At 60.8% G+C, this 16,926-nt stretch carries 14 protein-coding genes; 10 read left to right on the top strand and 4 right to left on the bottom strand.

Annotation, left to right across the window (positions count from 1 at the left end; translation table 11 throughout):
* Window positions 1-14: 14 nt before the first annotated feature.
* Window positions 15-896, bottom strand: coding sequence for a phosphoribosylaminoimidazolesuccinocarboxamide synthase (locus tag HND55_03880; GenBank protein ID QKK01875.1), 882 nt, complete (start codon window positions 894-896; stop codon window positions 15-17).
* A 55-nt stretch (window positions 897-951) separates the two neighbouring features.
* Here HND55_03880 and rpe point away from each other — a divergent pair, with 55 nt between their 5' ends.
* From rpe to HND55_03920, 8 genes are all read left to right on the top strand, one after another.
* A complete protein-coding gene (gene rpe, locus HND55_03885) occupies window positions 952-1,608 on the top strand; it encodes a ribulose-phosphate 3-epimerase (GenBank protein ID QKK01876.1) in 657 nt (218 codons plus the stop codon).
* A gap of 85 nt (window positions 1,609-1,693) precedes the next feature.
* A complete protein-coding gene (locus HND55_03890) occupies window positions 1,694-5,458 on the top strand; it encodes a choice-of-anchor D domain-containing protein (GenBank protein ID QKK01877.1) in 3,765 nt (1,254 codons plus the stop codon).
* Between the two features lie 99 nt (window positions 5,459-5,557).
* Complete coding sequence (locus tag HND55_03895; GenBank protein ID QKK01878.1) at window positions 5,558-7,045, top strand: anthranilate synthase component I; 1,488 nt, start codon at window positions 5,558-5,560, stop codon at window positions 7,043-7,045.
* 11 nt (window positions 7,046-7,056) lie between these two features.
* Entirely contained in the window at window positions 7,057-7,758 is a 702-nt protein-coding gene (locus HND55_03900) for a hypothetical protein (protein QKK01879.1), read from the top strand.
* 34 nt (window positions 7,759-7,792) lie between these two features.
* Window positions 7,793-8,365, top strand: coding sequence for an aminodeoxychorismate/anthranilate synthase component II (locus HND55_03905; GenBank protein ID QKK03976.1), 573 nt, complete (start codon window positions 7,793-7,795; stop codon window positions 8,363-8,365).
* Window positions 8,362-9,381 carry an anthranilate phosphoribosyltransferase gene (gene trpD, locus HND55_03910; GenBank protein QKK01880.1) on the top strand — a complete coding sequence of 340 codons (1,020 nt, stop codon included), beginning with the start codon at window positions 8,362-8,364 and terminating at the stop codon, window positions 9,379-9,381. The genes HND55_03905 and trpD overlap by 4 nt, the downstream gene beginning before the upstream one ends.
* A complete protein-coding gene (trpC, locus tag HND55_03915) occupies window positions 9,378-10,175 on the top strand; it encodes an indole-3-glycerol phosphate synthase TrpC (GenBank protein QKK01881.1) in 798 nt (265 codons plus the stop codon). The genes trpD and trpC overlap by 4 nt, the downstream gene beginning before the upstream one ends.
* 91 nt (window positions 10,176-10,266) lie before the next feature.
* Window positions 10,267-11,310 (top strand): IS630 family transposase, encoded by a 1,044-nt coding sequence (locus tag HND55_03920; GenBank protein QKK01882.1) that lies wholly within the window; start codon window positions 10,267-10,269, stop codon window positions 11,308-11,310.
* Between the two features lie 56 nt (window positions 11,311-11,366).
* On the opposite strand, the gene HND55_03925 is transcribed toward HND55_03920, so the two are convergent.
* The 3 genes from HND55_03925 to HND55_03935 all read right to left on the bottom strand — a co-directional run bounded on the left by HND55_03925 (window position 11,367) and on the right by HND55_03935 (window position 15,014).
* Complete coding sequence (locus HND55_03925) at window positions 11,367-12,605, bottom strand: type II toxin-antitoxin system HipA family toxin (GenBank protein ID QKK01883.1); 1,239 nt, start codon at window positions 12,603-12,605, stop codon at window positions 11,367-11,369.
* The gene (locus HND55_03930; GenBank protein ID QKK01884.1) at window positions 12,598-13,236 is read right to left on the bottom strand and encodes a helix-turn-helix transcriptional regulator; all 639 of its coding nucleotides are present in this window, start codon (window positions 13,234-13,236) and stop codon (window positions 12,598-12,600) included. The genes HND55_03925 and HND55_03930 overlap by 8 nt, the downstream gene beginning before the upstream one ends.
* A 335-nt stretch (window positions 13,237-13,571) precedes the next feature.
* Entirely contained in the window at window positions 13,572-15,014 is a 1,443-nt protein-coding gene (locus tag HND55_03935; protein QKK01885.1) for an IS3 family transposase, read from the bottom strand.
* Window positions 15,015-15,278: 264 nt separating this feature from the next.
* Here HND55_03935 and HND55_03940 point away from each other — a divergent pair, with 264 nt between their 5' ends.
* On the top strand, window positions 15,279-16,322 hold the full coding sequence (locus HND55_03940) for an IS630 family transposase (protein QKK01886.1): 1,044 nt from the start codon (window positions 15,279-15,281) through the stop codon (window positions 16,320-16,322).
* A 46-nt stretch (window positions 16,323-16,368) separates the two neighbouring features.
* Complete coding sequence (locus HND55_03945) at window positions 16,369-16,866, top strand: hypothetical protein (GenBank protein ID QKK01887.1); 498 nt, start codon at window positions 16,369-16,371, stop codon at window positions 16,864-16,866.
* Window positions 16,867-16,926: the final 60 nt, after the last annotated feature.

The raw sequence follows: 16,926 nt of genomic DNA on the forward strand, positions 1-16,926 counted from the left end.
CCGCGCAGTCGAGCTCAGACATCCGAACCGATCAGTCGTCGCTCGGCCTCGAGGTAGCGCTGGCGGGTCTGCTCGACAATCTCCGGCGGCAGCGCCGGTCCCGGCGCGGTCTTGTCCCAGTCCAGTGTTTCCAGGTAGTCGCGCACGAACTGCTTGTCATAACTCGGCGGGCTGATGCCCAGCTGCCACGAGTCCACCGGCCAGAAGCGCGAGCTGTCGGGCGTCAGGACTTCATCGATCAGGTAGAGCCGGGCCTGTCTGTCGGTGCCGAACTCGAACTTGGTATCGGCGATGATGATGCCGCGGTCCCGCGCATAGGCCGCTGCGCGACGATACAGCGACAGGCTGATGTCGCGCACGCGAATGGCCAGCTCCGGCCCGACGATGGACTGCGTCGCGGCGAAATCGATATTCTCGTCGTGACTGCCGGCGGCTGCCTTGGTCGAGGGCGTGAAGATGGGCTCGGGGAGGGTGGCCGCCTGCTCCAGGCCGGCGGGCAGCGCAATGCCGCAAATCGCGCCCGTGGCCTGATATTCCTTCCAGCCAGACCCGGCCAGATAGCCGCGCACGACCGCTTCGATCGGCAGCGGGCGCAGACGCCGGACCAGCATGCTGCGCGGCTCAAGCTGATCGGCGAGGTCGCGATCGCCGACAACGCCGGCAAGATCGTCGTCGAGCAGATGATTGGCGACATGGTCGGCAAACTGGGCAAACCAGAATCTGGAGATGCGCGTGAGGACCTTGCCCTTGTCGGGAATCGCGTCGGGCAGGACCACGTCGAATGCCGAGAGGCGGTCGGATGCAACGATCAGCAGGCGCTCGTCATCGACGGCGTAAATGTCGCGCACCTTGCCCTGGTGCAGCAGGTCCAGCGGTGGCGCGGGATAGTGGCTCACTTTTGGCGGGTACAATATTCAGCCAGTCCCGGATTATACGCGTGAGTCCGTTTCCATGAAGCAATCGACCGTCATTGCACCGTCCATCCTGTCCGCCGATTTCGCCCGCCTGGGCGAGGAAGTCGCAACCGTGCTCGAAGCGGGCGCCGACTGGATCCACTTCGACGTGATGGACAATCACTATGTCCCCAACCTGACCATCGGGCCGATGGTCTGCCAGGCGCTGAGGCACCACGGCATCTCCGCGCCCATCGACGTGCACCTGATGGTCAAGCCGGTCGACCGCATCATCCCGGACTTCGCGAAGGCCGGCGCGAGCGTGATCAGCTTCCACCCGGAGGCCAGCGAACACGTCGACCGCACGCTTGCGCTCATTCGCGAGCAGGGCTGCAAGGCCGGTCTGGTGTTCAATCCGGCCACGCCGCTCGACCGGCTCGAGTGGGTCATCGACAAGGTTGACCTGGTGCTGATCATGTCGGTCAATCCCGGCTTCGGCGGTCAGAAATTCATTCCCGCCGCGCTCGAAAAGCTGCGTCAGGCCAGAAGGATCATTGACGACTCCGGCCGCGATATCCGTCTGGAAATCGACGGCGGGGTCAAGCCCGACAACGCCGCCGAAATCCGCCAGGCCGGGGCGGACACGCTGGTGGCCGGGTCGGCCATCTTCGGCGCCGAGGACTATGCTGCGGTTGTCCGTGCGCTGCGCGGATGAGCGGGCCGGGCTTGCGCCGGCCGATAGGCGTCGACATACTGTGGGTTGCGGGCACGGGGAGGTCCGTGCAAGCCAAGGGAGCACGATGATGGAAAATCAGGCTCGGCGCTTTGCCGCAGGGCGCAGTTTGCTCGCGGCCGCTGTCGTATGCGGCGCGCTGGCCGCTGGCACGGATTCCGCCAGCGCAGGCGTTTCGGACCCGCAAACGGTCACCATTTCCAATGACGGGGTCGGGGCGTCCACGCTGATGGTCAGTGCCATTACCATGAGCAACGGCACGCACTTCGCGCTGGTCTCCGGCGGCAGTTGCCCGGCGCCGCCGTTCGCGCTTGACGGCGGCGAGAGCTGCACCCAATGGGTGGTCTTCGACCCGCAAAGTAATGGTGAGCATACCGACACCGTGGTGGTCTCCAGCGATGCGCCGGAGGTGACCAACGATATCGTGACCCTGCAGGGCACCGGCGTTCCCGGCCCGACACCGGAGCTGGCCATTACGCCTGATCCGCTTGATTTCGGACTGGTGGCCGCGGCCAATCTGCCCATTGATGACAGCTTTACGGTCAGCAACAATGGGGATCCCGGCACCTCGCTGACGGTCTCGAACCTGCAGCTGACCGGAGACAGCGAGTTTTCCATCCTCAGCGAGAACTGTCTCGGCAGCGTGCTGTTCGACGGCGACAGCTGCACCGTCACGATTCGTTTCAATGCCGCCAGCGACGGCGCCTTTGCCGGCCAGCTGACGGTCGACTCCGATGCCGGCAGCGTGGCGGCGCAGATCCAGGGCGCCACCCAGATTCCCGCTCAGCTGGCCTTTGTGGTCCAGCCGTCCAACGTCTCGGTCAATTCGGTCATCACCCCGGCCATGGTCGTCGAGGTGCAAACCAGCTCGGGTGATCTGGTGACGCTGGACAACAGCACCATCGTCGAGCTGGAGATTGCCGGCGATCCGAGTGGTGAGGCCACAGCGGACGGTACGTTGAGTCGCCAGGTCAGTGGGGGACAGGCCACGTTTGACGATATCAGCATCGATCGGGTCGGCGCCGGATTCACGCTGCGGGCGGTTGACGGCGCCGGCCTGCTCGACAGCGACGTCAGTACACCGTTCGATGTCATCGCCGGTGCGCCGGCAGCGCTGGCATTCGGCGTCGAGCCGGGCAACACGCAGGTCAATGCCACCATCAGTCCGCCGGTCACGGTCGAGGTGCTCGATGCCTGGGGCAACCGGGTCGACTGGGACAATACGACCAGCGTCGGGCTGGCGCTGTCCGGCGGCAACCCGGCGGCGGTGCTCGGCGGCGGGGGCGCGCAAGCGGTCAGTGCCGGTGTGGCCAGCTTCTCCGCATTGACCGTAGACCAGGCGGCGTCCGGCTACGTGCTGGAAGCGACCGCCAGCGGTGGCCTGGTGCCCGCCACCAGCACCGCCTTTGATATCACGCCGGGTGATTCGACGCTCGAGATCACGGGTTTTGATCCGGCTGCATCGCAGACCGTGGGCGAGCCGTATACCGTGTCGATCAGCATTGCCGGGGCCGCGCCGAGCGGTGAGGTCACGATCAGCGACAACGGCAACAGCTGCGTGGTCGATCTGGATCTGGGGCAGACGGGCTGCGAGCTGGTCTCGACCAGCGCCGGCGCCAGGACCATTACCGCGGTCTATCCCGGTGACGCCAACAACGCCGCCAGCCAGGACAGCGCCGGCTACCAGATCGATCCGGCCAGCACGACGCTCGAGATCACGGCCATCGATCCGGCCGGGTCGCAGTCGGTCAACGCGCCCTATACGGTCACGGTCGGCATCGACGGCTTCAGCCCCGGCGGGACGGTGTCGGTCAACGACGGCCAGGGCGCTGTGTGCACGATCGTGCTGCCCGATCCGGACTGCGATCTGGTCTCGACCAGCGTCGGGCCGCGCACCATCACTGCCAGTTATTCCGGCGATGCCAACAACTCGCCCGATAGCGCCAGCGCCAGCTACGAAATCGTTGCCGGGGCACCTGATCAACTGGTATTCACGATACAGCCCGGCAATACCAGCTCCGGTCAGCCGATCACGCCGCCGGTGGTGGTGCAGGTACAGGATGCCTGGGGCAACCCGGTGGTCGATGACAATGCCACCGTAGTCGAACTGCTGCTGCAAAACGGCACGCCGGGCGCCCAGCTCAGTGGTGGCGATCCGGCGACCGTTAGCGCCGGCCAGGCCGGATTCGGCAGCCTGACCGTCGATCTGGTCGGCAGCGGCTACCGCCTTCGCGCGCAGGCTGCCGGGCTGTCATCGGCGACCAGCGACCCGTTCGAAGTCGGTCCCGGCACAGCGGTCGAGCTGCGTTTCGACAGCCAGCCGACGACCACGCTGGTCGGCGGGGTGATGACGCCGGCGGTGACGGTCAGCGTGCGCGACCAGGCCGGCAACCTGGTCGACAGCGACAACACGACCGAAGTCCAGCTGAGCCTGAGCGGCGGCACGCCGGGTGCAACGCTGAGCAACGGCGGGCCGCAAACCGTGATCAACGGCCTGGCCAATTTCGGTGCGCTCAGCGTCGACCTGACCGGCCTGGATTATCAGCTCGGCGCCGATGATGCCTCCGGCCCGCTGGCTGGCGATCTCAGCGACCTGTTCAATATCGTCAGCACCGCCAGCACCACAAGCATCCTGGCGATCAACCCGGCCGGTTCGCAGACCGTCGGTCAGCCCTATACCGTGCAGGTCGATGTCGACGGCGCCAGTCCGGCCGGTCCGGTGACCGTCAGCGACGGGGTTGGTGGCAGCTGCCTGATCGATTTTCCGACCAGCGATTCCTGCGCGCTGACCACCGGCCAGGCCGGCCTGCGCACGATCACGGCCAGCTTTGCCGGCGACGCGAACAATGCCTCGAGCAGCGACCAGACCGGCTACACGATCGACCCGGTACAGTCGATCGTCAGTATTGACGGTCTGGTGCCCGCCAGCGAGCAGGTGGTCAACCAGCCTTATACCGTGCAGGTTTCGGTGACCGGCTTCAGTCCGGGCGGTGCAGTACTTGTCGATGACGGGCAGGGCAATGACTGCCAGATCAACCTGCCCGACGCCAGCTGTCAGCTGGTCTCGGGTTCGGTCGGGCCGGTGACAATCAGCGCGAGCTATCCCGGTGACGACAACAACCTCGGCGCCAGCGACAGCGCGGCCTACGAGATTGTCCGCGCCGAAACCACAACCGAAATCCTGGGCGTCAATCCGCCGGATGAACAGCAGGTCGACGAGCCCTACACCGTCTTCGTGTCCGTATCGGGTCAATCACCGGGGGGTGAAGTCACGGTCAGTGATGACCAGGGCGAACAGTGCCTGGTCGATCTGGACCTCGGTCAGATCAGCTGCGAACTGGTCTCCAGCGTGGTCGGAACCCGGACCCTTACGGCCAGCTATCCGGGCGATGCGTTCAACGCGCCGAGCCAGGATCAGCGCAGCTACGACATCATCGGCAGCGGGCCGGTGGCGCTGGCGTTTGCAGTCGAACCCGACTATGGCGTGGTCAACGGCCCCCTGCTGCCGCGGGTGGTCGTGTACGTGGTCGACAGTCAGGGGCAGCTGGTAATCGACGATGACAGCACCGAAGTCGAGGTCCGGCTTGCCGCCGCGCCTGCCGGCGGGTCCCTGTCGGGCACCCTGCTGCTAACCGTGAGCCAGGGCGTGGCACGTTTCGAGGACTTGAGCATCGACCGGGCAGGCGACGGCTACCAGCTTGAAGCGCGAACGCCGAACATCGGTCTGACGCCGACCACTGGCGCTGCGTTTCGCGTGCGCGATGACCAGCTGCTCCGGGATCGCTTCGAAGCCGTGACCGACGAGCTGTTCAGGGATCGTTTCGAACCCTGAGCGGGTGCCGGGGCGTGATTGGCGCCGGCTGTGGTCCCGGCACGGCCGGCTCGATACAATAGCCGGCCGTTCCCCGATTCCATACGAGCCTGCTGCAGCGTGAACCGCACCCGCTTCGAACAACTCGCCCGCGAGGGCTACAACCGCATCCCGGTCTGGCGCTCGATCGCCGCCGACCTGGACACGCCGCTGTCGGTCTACCTGAAGCTGGCCGACGGGCCGAATGCCTTTTTGCTGGAATCGGTCGAGGGCGGCGAGAACTGGGGCCGCTACTCGATCATCGGCCTGCCGTGCCGCCGCGCCTGGCGCGCCACCGGCCGCAGGCTCGAAGCGCTGGAGTACGGCCGCGTGATCGGCTCCAGAGACGACGTCGACCCGCTGGCCGAAATCGATGCCCTGGTCGCCAGCCGCAAGGCCCCCGAACTCGACGAGCTGCCCGGCTTCGCCGGCGGCCTGGTGGGCTACTTCGGCTACGAGACCGTCGCCCACCTGGAGCCGAAGCTGGATTTCTCGGCCAAGCCCGACGAGCTGGGCGTGCCCGAGATCCTGCTGCTCGAAGCCGAGGAACTGGCCGTGTTCGACAACCTGGCCGGCCGGCTCTACCTGATCGTCAACGCCGACCCCGAAGAACCGCGCGCCTGGGACACCGCCTGCCGCCGCCTCGACCAGCTCACCCATCGCCTGCGCTGCGGCTCGCCGGGCTACCCGCCGGCGCCGGCCCACCCGCCCGGCGAAGAGGATTTCCGGTTCGGCTTCTCGGAAAACGACTTCAAGGACGCCGTGGCGCGCATCAAGGAATACATCCTCGACGGCGACACCATGCAGGTGGTGCTCTCCCAGCGCATGAGCGTGGACCTGGCCGCCCGGCCGCTCGACGTCTACCGGGCCTTAAGAAGCCTCAACCCCTCGCCCTACATGTACTTCTTCGATTTTCATGACCAGCGCGGCGACTTCCAGGTGGTGGGTTCATCCCCCGAAGTGCTGGTGCGCGTATCCGACCGCGAGGCCATGGTGCGCCCCATCGCCGGCACCCGCCCGCGCGGCAAGACGGCCGAAGAAGACCGCCGCCTGGAAGAAGAACTCAAGGCCGACCCCAAGGAACTGGCCGAGCACCTGATGCTGATCGACCTGGGCCGCAACGACATCGGCCGGATCGCGGCCACCGGCACGGTCGAGCTGACCGACCGCATGGTGATCGAGCGCTACTCGCACGTCATGCACCTGGTCTCGGAAGTCCACGGCCAGCTCGACACGGACATGAGCGCGATTGATGTGCTGCGCGCCACCTTCCCGGCCGGCACGCTCTCGGGCGCCCCGAAAGTCCGCGCGATGGAAATCATCAATGAACTCGAGCCGGTGCGCCGCGGCGTCTACGCCGGCGCGGTCGGCCACCTGGACTGGCACGGCAACGCGGACCTGGCGATCGCCATCCGCACCGCGCTGGTCAAGGACCACACCCTGCACCTGCAGGCCGGCGCCGGCATCGTCGCCGACTCCGACCCGCAGGCCGAATGGGAAGAAACCATGAACAAGGGCCGCGCGCTGATCCGCGCCGTGGCCGAGGCCGGCGGAGGACTGCACCGGTGAGGCCCCGTGTATTGCTGGTAGTCAGCCTTGCGATGCTGCTGGGGGCTTGTGCGAGCTCCCGACCGGCGCCGGAAGAGCCCGAACGCTACGACGTCCGCCACGAGGGCAATCGCATTGTCTACCGGGGAGAAATGTCGGGCCTGGCGATCGAGGAAGTCGCCGGCCTGCTGGAGCAACATGGCGACATGATCGAGTGGCTGGATATCGAGTCCCCCGGCGGCGAAGTCATGTGGGGGTTGGATCTCGGTGAACTGGTGCTTGAGCATGAACTCAAGGTGAGAGCATTCAATACGGGTTGCCACTCGACCTGCGCGAACTACGTCTTCACCGCGGGCCGGGAGCGCGCTATTGAGGATGGCGCGCTCGTCACCTGGCATGGGTCGGCGCTGCAGCGTAATTTGTCGATGCGCGACGGACGGCCGTTAAAGCCGTCTCTGCGGCAATATGTTCAGGAGTGGAAGGAGCGTCAGAGCGAATTCTTCCAACGGACCGGGGTGGACGAACGTATCACCATTGTCGGCCAGGACCTGGGATGTGAGTGCACGTGGGCGCTGTCGGCGGAGGACATGGCCCGATTTGGGCTCGAGGATGTTGACGTTCCTGATGGCTATACCGAAACCGACATCTCCAGCATTTCGGACAATTCCCACATGAGATTTCTAGAACTGCCCGATGATGTCTTCGAACGCATCCGCCCGCGGGAGGATGCATGACCCTGGCCGGAGGGCTGCACCGATGAAGGTGCTGATGATCGACAACTACGACTCGTTCACCTACAACCTCGTGCAGTACCTGGGCGAGCTGGGCGCGGACGTGCACACCGTGCGCAACGACGCCATCGACATTGCCGGCATCCGCGAGATGAACCCCGACCGCATCGTCCTCTCGCCGGGCCCGTGCACGCCCAACGAGGCCGGCGTGCGCCTGGACGTGGTCGCCGAACTGGCCGGCGTGTATCCCATTCTCGGGGTCTGCCTGGGTCACCAGGCCATCGGCCAGGCCTTCGGTGGCGAGGTGGTGCGCGCCAGGGAAGTCATGCACGGCAAGGTCTCGGCCATGCACCATACGGGGCAGGGCGTGTTCGCCGGCCTGGACAACCCCTTCGAGGCCACCCGCTACCACTCCCTGATCGTCGCGCGCGAGTCCCTGCCCGACTGCCTGGAAGAGACCGCCTGGACCGAAAGAGAGGGCCAACGCGACGAGATCATGGGCTTCCGGCACAAGGAACTGCCCATCGAAGGCGTGCAGTTCCACCCCGAATCGATCCTGACCCAGCACGGCCACGACCTGCTCAAGAATTTTCTGGAGATGAACACATGACCGCCATCAAACAGGCCCTCAACGAACTGGCCGAAGGCCACGACCTCGAAGGCGATGTCATGCGCGCGGCCATGCACGAGATCATGGCAGGCCAAGCCGACCCGGCCCAGGTCGGCGGCTTTTTGATGGGGCTGCGCGTCAAGGGCGAGACCCCCGTCGAGATTGCCGCTGCCGCCGAAGTCATGCGCGAAGTCGCCCAGCGCGTCGACATCGACCGCGAGGGCCTGACCGACATCGTCGGCACCGGCGGCGACGGGGCCTCGCTGTTCAACGTCTCCACCGCATCGGCCTTCGCCGCGGCCGCCGCCGGCGTGCGCGTGGCCAAGCACGGCAACCGATCCGTTTCCAGCAAGTCCGGCGCGGCCGACGTGCTCGAGGCCGCCGGCTGCCGGCTCGACCTCACGCCCGCACAGGTCGCCACCCTCATCGACGAGCTGGGCGTGGGTTTCCTGTTCGCGCCGCAGCACCACACGGCCATGAAGCACGCCATCGGCCCGCGCAAGGCGCTGGGCTTGCGCACCCTGTTCAACCTGCTCGGCCCCCTGACCAACCCGGCGTGCGCGCCCAACCAGGTGCTGGGCGTCTACGCCCCGGAGCTGGTCCTGCCCCTGGCCGAGGTGATGCACGCCCTGGGCAGCCGGCACGTGATCGTCGTCCACAGCCATGACGGCCTGGACGAAATCTCGATTGTCGAGCCCACCAAGGCCGCCGAACTGAAAGACGGCGAAATCCGCGAGATCGAGATCCAGCCCAACGACTACGGCATCAGGCACCACAGCCTGGCCGCGCTGCAGGTCAGTGATGCAAAAGAAAGCTTAGGCCTCGTCGAAGCCGCCCTGGGCGGCGAGCCGGGGCCGGCCGCCGACATGGTCGCACTCAACGCGGGTGCCGCCATCTACGTCTCCGGCCGCGCCGAGAGCCTGGAAGAGGGTATCCGCCAGGCCCAGGACATTCTGGCCACCGGTGTGGGCCTGGAACGCCTCAAGCAATACGCCAACCGGAGCTACGCCCTGTGAGCTCGGATATCCTCAAGACCATCCTCGAAGCCAAGAAGCAAGAAGTCGAACGCCGCCGCTCCGACCGGCCGCTCGAAGAACTGAAAGCCATCGTCAAGGACCTGCCGCCGTGCCGCGACTTCGCCGGCGAACTCAAGACCCGCGCCGCCGCCACCCAAGACGCCGTCATCGCCGAGATCAAGCGCGCCTCACCGTCTGCCGGCATCATCCGCCCCGACTTTGACCCCGAAGCGATCGCCAAGAGCTACCAGGCCGGCGGCGCCACCTGCCTGTCGGTGCTCACCGACGAGGGCTTCTTCGGCGGCCAGTCCGCCTTCCTGGTCGAGGCCAGAGCGGCCTGCCGCCTGCCGGTGTTGAGAAAGGACTTCATCATCGACCCCTGGCAGGTCGTCGAAACCCGCGCCATCGGCGCCGACGCCCTGCTGCTGATCGTTGCCGCCCTCAACGACGACCAGCTCGCCGATCTGGCCGAGCTGGGCAAGGAGCTGGGTCTGGCCGTGCTGGTGGAAGTGCACGACGAGGCGGAGATGGAGCGCGCACTCAAGGTGCCCGGGGACCTGGTGGGGATCAATAATCGGGACCTGCACAGATTTGTCACCGACCTGGAGGCTACGCTAAGGTTGGCGCCTATGGTGCCTAAGGATCGGTTGGTGGTTTCGGAGAGCGGGATTCATAGCCCGGAAGATATTAAAAAGCTTCAAGAAGGAGGGATTGGGGCGTTTTTGATTGGGGAGGTGTTTATGCGGGCGGAGGAGCCGGGGGAGGCGTTGAGTCGAATCGTTACGTCACGATAGGTTTGAAAGATCCTCGGTTTACCTTAGGTGCAGGGTGGGGAATCTGCCTTTTATTAACCCGGCAGGAAAGTAGATAAGGTATAATCGGGCTATGAAAGAAGATGCCCGCGCACTTCCTGCGGTGGTCCAGGAAGAAAAACGCAAACAGGCCATCCGCATGTGGCAGAAACGCCGCTACACCCACCGTGAAATTGCCGAGCAAGTCGGCGTTCACTATTTGACTGTCGGACGCTGGGTTCGAACATACCAAGCCGAAGGCATGAAAGCCCTGCGGGCTTCCAAGGCACAGGGTCGCCCGGTTGGATCTGGACGATCCATGAGTGAGGAGCAAGAGAACCAGATTCAGAAGGTTCTGATTGATAAGACGCCGGATCAACTCAAGCTGAGTTACGCCCTTTGGACACGCGAAGCAGTACAACAGTTGATTTTGCAGGAGACTGGCATCCGGCTGGCAATCCGTACTGTGGGCGACTATCTCAAGCGCTGGGGTTTTACGGTCCAGAAGCCCAAGAAACAGGCCTACGAGCAGCGTCCTGCTGAAGTGAAGCAGTGGCTGGACGACGAATATCCGGCCATTCATGCTCGCGCCAAGGCTGAGAAAGCTGAGATTCACTGGGGCGATGAGACGGGGCTTCGCAGCGACAGTCAACATGTTCGGGGCTATGCGCCCAAGGGCAAAACACCCGTTCTTCGCCTGAATGCCAAGCGTGAGTCCATCAACCTGATCTCTGCGGTCACTAACCAGGGCAAGGTTCGGTTCCGGATGTTCGATGGGACCATGAATGCAGACATCCTGATTGACTTCATGAAGCGCCTGATTAGAGACGCGAAACGCAAAGTCTTTCTGATTCTCGATAACCTGCGGGTTCATCACGCCAAGGTCGTCAAAGCCTGGCTTGCCGAGCACAAGGATGAAATCGAGGTCTTCTACCTGCCTTCCTATTCGCCGGAACTAAACCCAGACGAATATCTCAATTGTGATCTCAAGGCCGGCGTCCATGGTGGGCTGCCGGCCAGAAGCAAAAAGGAACTGAAGGCAAAGACAATCGCTCATCTGAGGAAACTGCAGAAACTGCCCGGGCGAGTTATAAAGTACTTCCAAGCCGAGCCCATTCAATATGCAGCCTGTGCTTGAGCATTTCTACTTATCCGCCGGGTTAATAGTTCCGGGTATAACACGGATCTGAGGATTCAGTGCGTAATCTCTTGAATCATGGGGATGTTTTTCAAGTGGCTCTCGATAGCCTTAGCAACTTTCTCGCTAATTGGCAACTTTTGCTTAGCCCATTGCCATGAATTGTGAAATTTTTCAATAATCTCCCCGGCCTCATCCAAAACCAACGCCTTTGGTAGCAAAGAGCGATCTGCTAATCCAGAAAGCTCCTTCTGAGAGAATTCGTCGAAACGTTTGCTTCGATTGACTGTCAGCGCAGCATAATCATCTTTTATGTATGCGATCGTCGAAACGAAGTCGTAAGCTGGTGAGAGATGTGGATTTCGTCGGTCCGGATAAATTAACGACCAGTTTTTTGTGTGCATATCAGCATTGCCGATTAGTGTATTGAACACCAGTCGCCGAATGAACTCTCGAGCATCCTCTTCATTGCCTTCTGTTGCGATAACGGCCGCGATATTCATAAAGCTCGCTCTTTCATATTTTCTGTCGGGATAGAGCCAAAAAACTTGTGCGAAATCCTCTATGTGAACTGCGTGACCTTCGGCGTCTCTGTCAAACCGCTCTATAGCTAATGCCTTCCCACTTAGTTCCGCGAATTCTGCAGGAATGTTTTCTATTTCGTTCAGCTCGATTAGCTCAGTTCGCGGCACATCCATACCAAGCTTTTGAGCGAGGCGCATCATAGCGTATTCGTTTTCAGGGACACCTTCGTATTTTGGAGACGGAAACTTTACGACCCATGACCCACCTATTCCTTGAGCAGGTACCGTTAAGCCACCCGATGCATTCTCCGCAGCGGAAAATTTCAGCTGCACCCCGGCTAAGGAGAACCGAAGAGCGTTTTTCCTTTGCTCCTCCTCCTGCTCTTCACTGACATCATCTTCTGAATCAGTTGGCCATTCGTCTCCATCTGCAGGCTTCACGGTTAAAGCGCCTGGCAAATCGGCTCCCAGCACCCATAGCAAAAAGAACTCCCTTTTGGGATTTACCTGTGCTCTTTCAGCAAGGTACCTACGCAGATCGTTTTCAGGGAGAAGGTTTGAAAAGAAGGGCATTAATCGCGTCTGGTAAGTTCTGAAATCGGTAAGTAGGTCGCCGGTAGTGTCTTTAAAGGCCAAGCCTAACGTTGGCCGGTTTTCGTTCTGGACGTATTCATCATTGAACGCGAAGACTGTTCTATCTCCGGGAAGACGCGTTATCGTCGCAATTGGCTCGTCATAGAGATATACGTCTAGGATTGAAACATCAGTCATTGCTATCGTCCTCAAGACTGTAGGCTGATCTTGGGCGCTCTATTTTGGGAGTGCTAATAGCATGTTTTCGGAGTGACTCCAGTTCTCTTGTTGCTTGCTTTATGGAATCGCTTATGACCATTGTGCTGTTTAAACCATATTGGCTTTGCAGATTCCTGATGGTTTTTGTTGCCTCCCTTATGTGTCGAATTGCCTCAGGCTCCCGTAATGCATCCTTAAGTTGTTGGATTTCTTCTGCTTGCCGCTTAAGATGATCTAGATCTTTTGCGTTGGGGTATTGAACGATTGCTGAATTAATGGTCCTTTTGAGGCGGCTAATTTCTCGTTGGGCTGAGCGGGCTTCACTCGCCAGCCTGGATGTTTCTGCCGGATGGTTGTTGCTGGCGGCGAGCTTCCTCGAAATTGATTTGATGGCGGGTACTGCCTTGCGCGAAACCAGCACCATTTCTAAGTCTAGTGCGCGGGCGAGTTCCAATAGACTGGAGATTCTTAGGTCAACGGCTCCGCCCTCGATTTTGGATATATGGCTCTGCGGCACGCCCGCGCGCTTGGAAAGCTCACGTTGAGAGAGTCCTTTCTGCTCTCGAGCGGTTCGTAGTGTCGTTGCGATTTCGTCCAGAGTATAGCTCATGATCTATTGGGGTATATAATAATTTGGGTAATATATATTAAAACATATCATTTTTCAATAATAAGCTGTTCGATCTGGACAAATCGAGCAGCCTTAACATATCAAAGACGATCGAATATCTATAATAATATATTCATATCCCGGGCGCGAATTTCCCGGTGTACGCCTTTCATCCATCGCTAGTGGTCCTTCAACCTGATAATTTAGGGTTCAGTTGGTCTGTCAGCGTTCAGGGCAAGGCGCGGCTCGCAGTGAATGGCCATCGCCCTTTGCAAGAGCCGGAACGGAACGTGTCGGAACGTGTCAACATATTCCCAACACATCGGCGACGATTTCTATGTAACAACCTCGGGCAGCTCGGTGCTGACCGGTGTTGGTGAGACGTGGAACGCTTTCGGATCGTCGAGTAGCTCCGCGGCAGTCTGACCGTCGTCCGGATTGATCGAGACCACCGCTGGCGGTCTGGCGACGCGGGGCGGCCCGTTGACGTAGCGCTCGGGATGCACGGCATAATGCTGATCCATGGCGGCCTGTCGCACTTGCCAGAGTGCTTCGAACTGGCCGGTGTAGAGATCCTCGGGGGTAAACAGCGCCAGGCCTTCATGCGGCCTTTGGCGATAAGCCGGGAAGAACTCGCTGCACCATTGCCGGGCATGGTCCTCGTCCCGGAAGCGGCCCGGGTAGCTCGGCCAGTACTTGGTGGTCTTGAACTGGCTTTCGCTGAAGGGATTGTCATTGCTGACTCTCGGTCTCGAGAAGCTACGCTCGACGCCAAGGTCGGACAGCAGATCGCCGAAGCTGTGTGCGATCATCGGTGAGCCGCGGTCCTGGTGGACGATCAGTTGGTTCGGCTCGATCTCCCGACGCGACAGCACCTCGCGGAACAGGTGACAGGCTAGTCCGGCATTCTCCTTGCGCGAGACCATCCAGCCGACGGGATAGCGGCTGAACAGGTCCAGAATGACGTACAGGCACAGGTAGAAGCCGCGTGTGACTGTCGGCAGTTTCGTGATGTCCCAGGTGTAGACCTGGTCCGGACCCGTCGCTTCCAGCTGCGGTTTGACGTGGTGCTGAGCCGGGCGCTGGTTGCGGCGTTCGCGCGTCTCTTCTCGCCGGCGCAGCAGACGATACATGGTCGAGATTGAGCCCAGTACGGTGCCTTCGCTGAGCAGGGTTGCGTAGACCTGGCGCGGGGCGGCGTCCTGGAAGCGCTCGGAGTGCAGCGCATCGAGGATGCGCTGCTCTTCGGCCTCCGATAGTCCGCGACCAGTGCCCGCGGGCACCGCGGTCCGGCGCCGACGCCGGCGGTCTGGATAGCACCAGTGGCGTGGAACATTCAGGGCCCGGCAAGCTTGTGTCTTGGGTACATCCGGCGGCAGGGCGGCCAGGGTGCTCACGATCTGCTCCCGTCGTTGTCGCTGTCGAACAGGTGCAAGACTTTTTTTTTGGAGATCGACCAGTTGTTCGGCCACGTAGGCACGTTTCTCCAGCTTGGCGTTGACCTTCTTCAGGCGCTCGAGCTCCTTGTCGCGCGGATCGGCGGGTTTGCGGCCCGGCTGACGGGCGGCCACGCCGGCTTCGCCATGCTCGGCCAGGTCCTTGCGCCAGGTTGACAACTGACCGGCATACAGGCCCTTGCGCCGCAGCCAGGCCCCTTTCTCGCCATGCGGCAACGCATCAGCCTCGGCCAGCAACCGCTTCTTCTCGGCTACGCTGAAGCGGCGTCGGGTACGCTTCTCAAGGCGCGGGTCGGTGACAACTTCGTTGGAATCAGACATCTATTCACTCCGTAAGCGCCCTGAATGTTACAGATAAAACCGATCAGGTGCTGTTGGGAGAGATGTTGACACACAGGGCTTGGGCGACTCGAAACTGGCGCGAGAGCGCCTTTGGAATCCTGGCGATTTACCGAGTCACGCTCCGCGCGCCAACGAAATGGTTCAAGGGCTTGACTTTAGGTTCGAGTCAAGATAAATAGGAAGCGGGAAGGGATTGTGACACTTATTAACCCGGCAGGAAAGTAGATAAGGTATAATCGGGCTATGAAAGAAGATGCCCGCGCACTTCCTGCGGTGGTCCAGGAAGAAAAACGCAAACAGGCCATCCGCATGTGGCAGAAACGCCGCTACACCCACCGTGAAATTGCCGAGCAAGTCGGCGTTCACTATTTGACTGTCGGACGCTGGGTTCGAACATACCAAGCCGAAGGCATGAAAGCCCTGCGGGCTTCCAAGGCACAGGGTCGCCCGGTTGGATCTGGACGATCCATGAGTGAGGAGCAAGAGAACCAGATTCAGAAGGTTCTGATTGATAAGACGCCGGATCAACTCAAGCTGAGTTACGCCCTTTGGACACGCGAAGCAGTACAACAGTTGATTTTGCAGGAGACTGGCATCCGGCTGGCAATCCGTACTGTGGGCGACTATCTCAAGCGCTGGGGTTTTACGGTCCAGAAGCCCAAGAAACAGGCCTACGAGCAGCGTCCTGCTGAAGTGAAGCAGTGGCTGGACGACGAATATCCGGCCATTCATGCTCGCGCCAAGGCTGAGAAAGCTGAGATTTACTGGGGCGATGAGACGGGGCTTCGCAGCGACAGTCAACATGTTCGGGGCTATGCGCCCAAGGGCAAAACACCCGTTCTTCGCCTGAATGCCAAGCGTGAGTCCATCAACCTGATCTCTGCGGTCACTAACCAGGGCAAGGTTCGGTTCCGGATGTTCGATGGGACCATGAATGCAGACATCCTGATTGACTTCATGAAGCGCCTGATTAGAGACGCGAAACGCAAAGTCTTTCTGATTCTCGATAACCTGCGGGTTCATCACGCCAAGGTCGTCAAAGCCTGGCTTGCCGAGCACAAGGATGAAATCGAGGTCTTCTACCTGCCTTCCTATTCGCCGGAACTAAACCCAGACGAATATCTCAATTGTGATCTCAAGGCCGGCGTCCATGGTAGGCTGCCGGCCAGAAGCAAAAAGGAACTGAAGGCAAAGACAATCGCTCATCTGAGGAAACTGCAGAAACTGCCCGGGCGAGTTATAAAGTACTTCCAAGCCGAGCCCATTCAATATGCAGCCTGTGCTTGAGCATTTCTACTTATCCGCCGGGTTAATAACTTGGAGATTGGCAGTTATGCACAAATATCTTGTTATCGTATTGGCCCTTGCACTCTCTCAACAGGCATTTTCTCAAAGTTGTATTATCCAGGGCGAAGGGGACGCTGAATCTGCCGCCCTCTCACTAGAGGCAGGTTATCGTTCAGCTTTGGTGCAGTCTGAACAAGACCTTCGGCAGAATCGAAAACTTACAATGGAACGGCTATTGGAGTTTCTGCCTAAGAAAGATGCTAGCCTATTTTTGACAAGCTTAACATTTAATGAAAACGGCCTAACTGGCTATCGTTACGATATCCTAGTCAAGAATGGGCTTTCTTATTCTGAGGCATATTCCATACTTTCTCTGTTTGGCGCTCAAAGCACAACCGGCGTAATCTCGGGGCTAGAGAAGATAGATGAATTAGATTATTCGATTTCTTCCGGTTGCGACGGTTCTGGTTGGGAGAAATACTACTGCCACAGTCGCGCAACTTGCCGCACCCGTAGTGGTTCAATATGCACCTCCAATTGTTGACCATCTTCGGTCTGGCGTTCCTTAAATAACGCCGGCCGTTCTGTTGGCTTTTGTGTATCA

Source organism: Pseudomonadota bacterium (assembly GCA_013285445.1).
GTDB lineage: Bacteria > Pseudomonadota > Gammaproteobacteria > Xanthomonadales > Wenzhouxiangellaceae > Wenzhouxiangella.

Coding starts and splice junctions, on each gene's coding strand:
- HND55_03890 (QKK01877.1), top strand. CDS start 1,694: ATGATGGAAAATCAGGCTCGGCGCTTTGCCGCAGGGCGCAGTTTGCTC.
- HND55_03940 (QKK01886.1), top strand. CDS start 15,279: ATGAAAGAAGATGCCCGCGCACTTCCTGCGGTGGTCCAGGAAGAAAAA.
- HND55_03935 (QKK01885.1), bottom strand. CDS start 15,014: ATGTCTGATTCCAACGAAGTTGTCACCGACCCGCGCCTTGAGAAGCGT.
- trpD (QKK01880.1), top strand. CDS start 8,362: ATGACCGCCATCAAACAGGCCCTCAACGAACTGGCCGAAGGCCACGAC.
- HND55_03930 (QKK01884.1), bottom strand. CDS start 13,236: ATGAGCTATACTCTGGACGAAATCGCAACGACACTACGAACCGCTCGA.
- HND55_03905 (QKK03976.1), top strand. CDS start 7,793: ATGATCGACAACTACGACTCGTTCACCTACAACCTCGTGCAGTACCTG.
- HND55_03920 (QKK01882.1), top strand. CDS start 10,267: ATGAAAGAAGATGCCCGCGCACTTCCTGCGGTGGTCCAGGAAGAAAAA.
- rpe (QKK01876.1), top strand. CDS start 952: ATGAAGCAATCGACCGTCATTGCACCGTCCATCCTGTCCGCCGATTTC.
- HND55_03925 (QKK01883.1), bottom strand. CDS start 12,605: ATGACTGATGTTTCAATCCTAGACGTATATCTCTATGACGAGCCAATT.
- HND55_03945 (QKK01887.1), top strand. CDS start 16,369: ATGCACAAATATCTTGTTATCGTATTGGCCCTTGCACTCTCTCAACAG.